The sequence below is a fragment of the Nocardia farcinica genome, from assembly GCF_029867845.1.
Classification (GTDB): domain Bacteria; phylum Actinomycetota; class Actinomycetes; order Mycobacteriales; family Mycobacteriaceae; genus Nocardia; species Nocardia farcinica_A.
Genome location: NZ_JARWRU010001063.1, coordinates 1 through 6132 on the forward strand (window position 1 = coordinate 1; position 6132 = coordinate 6132).

Sequence of the window (6132 nt, forward strand, 5' to 3'; positions counted from 1 at the left end):
CCGCAGCTGCGCGCACTGCCGGTCGGCGGCGCGCTGCAACCGGCGCACCCACCGCGCGTCGCGGGCGGGGGCTTCACGGCCGAGCACCGCGGCCACCGAAGCGTCGGGGTCGGCGGGTCCGTGGACGGCGGCGATCAGCACGGTGCCGCCGTAGAGCCCGAAGTCCCACGCCCGCACCACCGACATCCCCGCCGCGGCGAGACGCGCACGCAGAAACTCCAACCCGTAATACGCAAAATGTCCGTGCCGCAACGCATTCCATTGATCCCCGCCGACGATCGTGTGCAACGGATGGTACTGGACCAGCAACACGCCCCCCGCCGCGGTGGCGGCCACCCGCCGCGCGAACGCCGCCCGCTGGTCACGCTCGTGCATCAACCCGAAACAGTCGAGCACCACATCGGCGGGCACACCGGCCACCCCACCCCCGGCGCCACCGTCACAGCCGAGAACACCGAAACCACGCGCGACCAACAGATCCGACCAGCTGCCACCGTGCGGGCTGCCGAACTCACGCACCGTCGACCCCCGCAACAACCCCGCCGCCGCCACCCGCGCGACCGCCTCCGCCGCCTGCTCCCGCAACGCCAGCGGCTCCACCCCACGCGGCTCCTCGGTCACCGTGTCATCACTCGCCAACTGCGCCAACCGGCAGTCCGAGCACAGCACCATCGCCAGCGGATGCGCCGCCTCCGCCGGATCCAACGGCTGCCCGACCGGCGGAAACCAGTCCGCCGCGGGCATCGACCCCGGATCCAGCACCGTCTCCAACGCCGTGCCACCACACGCCAGGCACACCCCGTTCATGGCACCATCACCGCGTGCGTATCCAGACCACCGAACTCCACGGCGTCGAACTGCTGATCCCGCGCCCCTTCCACGACGAACGCGGACTGTTCACCCGCACCTTCGACGCCGAGATCTTCGACGCCGCCCACGGCGCGGGCGCGGCAGCGCGATTCGTGCAGGACTCCCAGTCCCGCTCCACCCGAGGGGTCATCCGCGGCCTGCACGGCCGCCGCGGCCGCGGCGAAGCCAAACTGGTGCGCTGCGCGCACGGCGCCGTCCACGACGTCGTCGTCGACATCCGCCCCGGCTCCCCCACCTTCGGCCACCACCAGGCCTTCCGCCTCGACGACGAGAACTTCCACCACCTCTACATCCCGCCCGGCTTCCTGCACGGCTTCCAGGCGCTCACCGACACCGCCGACGTGTGCTATCGCATCGACCGCCCACACGACCCGGCCGAGGACATCGCCGTCGCCTACGACGACCCCGACCTGGCCGTCGCCTGGCCACTGCCGGTCACCGTCGTCTCCGCCCGCGACCGCGCCGCGGGCAGCTGGACGCGGCTGCGCGAATCCGGTCACCTCACGCACCTGCCCTGACCCGCCGCAGCTCGGCGTCGACCGCCCCGGCCTCGCCGAGCTCCCGCAACCGCGCCAACCGCACGAACCGCTCCGCGAAATCCCGCGCCGTCAAACCACGCGCGGTGTACTCCCGACACAGTTCGGCCGCACCATCGGCGATGCTCCACCGCGCCTCGAACCCCAGCTCGCGGCGCGCCTTCCCGAAATCCACCCGATACGAGCGCGGATCGGCCCCCGACTCCCCGGTGATCACCACCCGCGCGCCCGGCACCACCGCCGCCACCGCCTCCGCGATCTCGGCGACCGTCCGATTGTTCACCTCGGTGCCGATGTTGTACGCCTGCCCGCGCACCACCTCCGCGGGCGCCTGCAAGCACACCGCGAACGCCTCGGCGATATCGGCGGCATGCACCAGCGGACGCCACGGCGTCCCGTCCGACAACACCTTCACCACCCCGTCGAGCACCGCGTGCCCGACCAGATTGTTCAGCACGATGTCGGCCCGCAACCGAGGCGAGAACCCGAACGCGGTCGCGTTGCGCAGGAACACCGGCACGAAACCGTCGTCGGCCAACGCCAGCAGATCGTCCTCGACCCGCACCTTGCTCTGCGCGTACGGCGTCAACGGACGCAACGGCGCCGACTCGTCGACCAACCCGTCCCCGGCCGCCCCGTACACCGAACACGTCGACGCGTACAGGAACCGCGACACCCCCGCGTCCTTGGCCAGCCGCGCCAACCGGGTCGAGGCGTGATGGTTGATGTCGTGGGTGATCTGCGGGACCAACGCCCCCAACGGATCGTTGGACAACGCCGCCAGATGCACCACCGCGTCGAAACCGGCCAGATGCTCGGCCCGCACATCCCGCAGATCCAACGCCAGACCGGGCGGATCGGCCGGCGCACCGCCGAGCACGCAATCGGCGAAGTACCCGGTGTCCAAGCCGACCACCTCGTGCCCGCGCGCGGCCAGCACCGGGGTCATGACCGTTCCCAGGTACCCCTGGTTACCGGTGACCAGAACACGCATCTACCTCTTACCTCCGAAATCGACGATCAATTTGTCCACCACGAACCCCTCCGCGTACCGGGCGTGACACTGCACGCCCCGCACCCGCGCCAGCCCGAGGAAGGACTCGTCGTCGAACCAGTCCCGGTGCGCCTGGGAGGGATAGCAGGCCGCCAGCAGCTCCGCCTTGCGGCGCGCGAACTCCTCCGGCACCGGATGCAGCACATTCGGACGCGGGGTGTCGGTCTCCCACTTGAGGATCTCGTAACCGAAGATCACCTGATCCCGGAACTCCGTCGGCGCCAGCTCGGCCAACAGCCGATGATCCTGATGGGCATCCGCGCGCTGCGGCGCGAACACCACATCCGGGTCCGTCCCGGCCCGGAACGCCGCCAGCGCGTCCTTGACCCGATCCCAGTGCGCCGGGGCGCGCCCGTCCGGCACGTCGAGCACGGTCACCTCCACCTGCGCGCCCGCGCAGAACGCGGCCATGGCGCGACGCTCCTCGTCCGCACGGACGGTGCCGCCACCGGAGAGCACCAGCGCACGCACCCGCAACCCGGGGTTGGCGGCGGACAGGGCGAGCAGGGTCGCGCCCATACCGATCGGGATGTCGTCACAGTGGGCACCGAGCACCGCGATCTCGGTGAGTCGCGACGGGGTCAGTGTGATCACCGCGCCGGACGCTCCCACACCATCCACGGCCGCTCACCGCGCACGTACCCGGCGTCGAGTTCGGCGCGTTCCTTGAACGTGTCGGCCGGTTTCCAGAACCCGAAGTGCTGGTAACCGAACAACCTGCCCTGCGCGGCCAGCGCCCCGCACGCGTCCTCGACCAGGTCCCCGTTCTCGGGCAGATGGTCGAAGATCTCCTGGGTCAGGACGAAGAACCCGCCGTTCTCCCAGATCGGCAACCGCGCCACCGGGGTGATGTTCTTGATCTCCCCGCCCGGCAGCACGTCCACACAGTGGAACGACGACTGCGGCGGCACGATCATCATCGACGCCGCGGCCCCGGAGGCACGGAACTTGTCGATCATCACGTCCAACGGCGCATCGGTCAGCACATCGGAGTAGTTGGCCAAGAACATCTCGTCACCCTCGAGGTACGGGCGCACCCGGCGCAACCGCTCCCCGATCGGCGACTCCACCCCGGTGTCGACGAAGGTGATCGTCCAGTCGGCGATGTCGGAGCCGAGCAACTCCACCTTCCCGCCCCTGATGACGAAGTCGTTGGACATCGTCTCCTGGTACTGCAGGAAGAAATCCTTGATGTGGTGGGCGCCGTACCCGAGGCACAGGATGAACTCGGTGTGCCCGAAGTGCGCGTAATAGCGCATCACATGCCAGATCAGCGGACGCGGACCGACCAGCTGCATCGGCTTGGGCACGCCGTCACCGTCGGCCGAGCGCATGCGCATGCCGTACCCGCCGCAGAACAGCACGACCTTCACCGCGCACCGACCTGCATCGGCTCGACCACCCGCACCGTCGGCAACGGGAACACCAGCCGCCCACCCCACTGCCCGATGTGGGCCAGCTGGGCGGTCAGCTCCGCCTCCAGATTCCACGGCAACACCACCACCACATCCGGGCGGTCGGCGTCGATGCGCTCCGGCGCGTGGATCGGGATCCTGGTGCCCGGGGTGAACTTCCCGTGCTTGTACGGATTGCGATCCACGGTGTACTCGAGCAGGTCGGGGCGGATACCGCAGTAGTTCAACAGCGTGTTGCCCTTGCCCGGCGCCCCGTACCCGACGACCCGCTTACCGGCGGCGCGCTGCTCGAGCAGGAACCGCAGCAGATCCTGGCGCACCTGCTGCGCACGGGTCCGCAGCACCTCCCAGCCCGACAGCGAATGCAGCCCGGCCGCGGCCTCCTCGGCCAGCACCCGCGCCACCCGCGCGGACGGCTCGGCCCCCGCCTGCGGGCGCGCCCAGATCCGCAGCGACCCGCCGTGGGTGGCCAGCTCCTCCACATCGGCCACCGCCAGCCCGGCCGTGGCCAGCGCCCGCTGCGCCGAATCCAGCGTGTAGTACTGGAAGTGCTCGTGATAGATGGTGTCGAACTGGCCGTGACGCACCAGGTTCAACGCGTGGTGCACCTCGATGGAGATCCACCCGTCCTCGGCCACCAGCATCGCCAGCGCCCGCGTGAACCCGAGCAGGTCCGGGATGTGGGCGTAGACGTTGTTGGCCACCACCAGGTCCGCCTGCCCGCGCTCGGCACGCACCTGCGCCGCGGTCCGCGGGTCGAGGAACCGTGTCAACGTCGGCACCCCGGCCGCGCGGGCGGCCGCGCCCACGTTCACCGACGGCTCGATACCGAGGCACGGCACCCCGGCCTCCACCACGTGCCGCAGCAGGTAGCCGTCGTTGCTGGCTACTTCCACCACGAAGGAGTCGGGGCCGAGCCCGAGCCGCTCGATCGTCTCCGCCACGAACCGCCCGGCATGGCGCACCCAGGAGTCGGAATAGGAGGAGAAGTAGGCGTACTCGGTGAACGTCTCCTCCGGGGTGATCAACGCCGGGATCTGCGCCAGCAGGCAATCGGCACACACCCGCAGATGCAGCGGGTAGGTGGGTTCGGGCTGGTCCAGCTCCTCGGCGGACAGAAATTTCTCACACGGGGGTGTGGCTCCCAGGTCGAGCACACTGCTCAACCGAGGGGAGTCACACAGACGACAACGCAACACCGGGCTCCACTCGAACAAAAACCTGACCGTCGGCGGCGCCCCGCAGCCCGAGAAGCGACTTCTCTGCCGACCCCGGAAAGCTAGCACCCGTGCGCCGAATTCGCGAGTCCTCCGTTCAACCGACGAAGGTCATGAAGCGAAATCGGCACACCTTCAGCTATCGATTCTGCCCCCACCGAGCCCCGATGATCGATAGCCGACCCCCGCGCTGAGCGGTAACTCACGCCCCCCGATACCCTGCGCAGATCCCGTTACACTGTGATCTGAATCCCACCACTTGTGCCGAACCCGCTTATGTGGCAATACTTTCGCAACAGATCGGCCCGGCTTCGAATCGTCTCCCGCATGGCGTCGCCGGACGTGCTGTCACAGGCAGGCATTCCGGCCCCCGATCACCAGGGGCGGAATACGACGGTTCAAGGTTCAAGCTAGGTATTTCTCTCGATGGTCCTCGATCTCACCGGCACCAGCGGTGCCGTAGATCTGCATTTCTCCCGTCCCGGCGAGCGTGACCGCTGGCGCGCCATCTATCTTCGCCGCCTCGTCGTCACCGACACCCTCGTGGTGACCGCCGCGGTCCTGCTCGCCCAACTGCTCACCGCGGGCACGGATGCCAGACATTTGCTGATGTGGGATCCCGAGCGCACCGTCGGCGCCACCGCACTGTCGCTGGCCGTCATCATCGTCTGGTCGATGGGCCTGTGCTGGAACGACTCCCGCTCCCACAACACCGGCGTCGTCGAGGAATACCGCAGGCTCGCCGGCGCGACGCTGCGCGCCTTCGGCGTCACCGCCATCATCGCCGTCGCCACCCACTTCCACGAGGTCCGCGACTACGTCCTCATCTCCCTGCCGGTCGGGCTGATCGGGCTGGCCACCACCCGCGCCCTGTGGCGCGGACACACCGCCCGCCACCGCGCCCTCGGCCGCTACCGCCGATCGGTCCTGGTCGTCGGCGGCGTCGACGCCGCCACCGCCATCGCCAACCGCCTGTCCCGCAACCCGCACTTCGGCTACGACGTGGTCGGCGTGTGCACCTCCACCGACCCCGCCACCCC

6 protein-coding genes and 1 pseudogene are annotated in these 6132 nt (G+C 69.4%); 2 read left to right on the forward strand and 5 right to left on the reverse strand.

Going from position 1 to position 6132, the window contains the following annotated elements; all coding sequences use genetic code 11:
- Window positions 1-807 (reverse strand): class I SAM-dependent methyltransferase (locus tag QH283_RS23455; RefSeq protein WP_280505104.1); only part of this gene is annotated, 807 nt, incomplete at its 3' end.
- 14 nt (window positions 808-821) lie between these two features.
- Here QH283_RS23455 and rfbC point away from each other — a divergent pair.
- The gene (rfbC, locus tag QH283_RS23460; RefSeq protein ID WP_280505105.1) at window positions 822-1388 is read left to right on the forward strand and encodes a dTDP-4-dehydrorhamnose 3,5-epimerase; all 567 of its coding nucleotides are present in this window, start codon (window positions 822-824) and stop codon (window positions 1386-1388) included.
- Here the strand turns inward: rfbC and QH283_RS23465 are convergent.
- From QH283_RS23465 to QH283_RS23480, 4 genes are read right to left on the reverse strand one after another with little or no spacing between them, the layout of a single operon-like run.
- Window positions 1372-2400, reverse strand: a complete 1029-nt coding sequence (locus QH283_RS23465) for an NAD-dependent epimerase/dehydratase family protein (RefSeq protein ID WP_280505106.1) — start codon at window positions 2398-2400, stop codon at window positions 1372-1374. The two genes, rfbC and QH283_RS23465, sit on opposite strands and share 17 nt — an antisense overlap.
- Window positions 2401-3054 carry a PIG-L deacetylase family protein gene (locus QH283_RS23470; protein WP_280505107.1) on the reverse strand — a complete coding sequence of 218 codons (654 nt, stop codon included), beginning with the start codon at window positions 3052-3054 and terminating at the stop codon, window positions 2401-2403.
- Entirely contained in the window at window positions 3051-3833 is a 783-nt protein-coding gene (locus QH283_RS23475; protein ID WP_280505108.1) for a glucose-1-phosphate cytidylyltransferase, read from the reverse strand. Before QH283_RS23475 ends, QH283_RS23470 begins: the two co-directional genes overlap by 4 nt.
- The gene (locus QH283_RS23480) at window positions 3830-5071 is read right to left on the reverse strand and encodes a class I SAM-dependent methyltransferase (RefSeq protein WP_280505109.1); all 1242 of its coding nucleotides are present in this window, start codon (window positions 5069-5071) and stop codon (window positions 3830-3832) included. The genes QH283_RS23475 and QH283_RS23480 overlap by 4 nt, the downstream gene beginning before the upstream one ends.
- Window positions 5072-5518: 447 nt before the next feature.
- Between QH283_RS23480 and QH283_RS23485 the strand changes: the two are divergent.
- Window positions 5519-6132, forward strand: a pseudogene (locus QH283_RS23485) (hypothetical protein); the annotation flags it as partial.

Bases quoted from the DNA above. Each gene is read 5' to 3' on its own strand.
- QH283_RS23465 (WP_280505106.1), bottom strand. From the start codon at position 2,400: ATGCGTGTTCTGGTCACCGGTAACCAGGGGTACCTGGGAACGGTCATG.